1 pseudogene is annotated in these 283 nt (G+C 62.5%); it reads right to left on the bottom strand.

What is annotated here, in order from left to right:
• Positions 1-283, bottom strand: a pseudogene (locus EN853_RS33680) (hypothetical protein); the annotation flags it as partial.

Below are 283 nucleotides of genomic sequence, written 5' to 3'. Positions count from 1 at the left end.
GTTGGGTAGCGAAAACAGCGGATCGTCGGTCTTCGGCGGCTCCTGGTCGAACACGTCGAGCGCCGCACCAGCGGACTGCCAGCATCAGAGCGACCGCGTGCTCGCTGACCGTGAAGATCTGAAAATCGTTCGGCGTGCTGGAAACCAGAATGCCGTGCTCGGTGGCGGCGTCGATGTCGATGCTGTCGACACCAATGCCATATTTGGAGATGTAGCGCAGATCCGGAAGCGCCTGCATGACACGCCGGGTGATGCGGGTGCCGCCTGCCCCCATCAAGGCGAC

The organism is Mesorhizobium sp. M1C.F.Ca.ET.210.01.1.1 (assembly GCF_004791585.1).
GTDB lineage: Bacteria > Pseudomonadota > Alphaproteobacteria > Rhizobiales > Rhizobiaceae > Mesorhizobium.
This window is presented reverse-complemented; position numbering and strand designations above follow the sequence as displayed.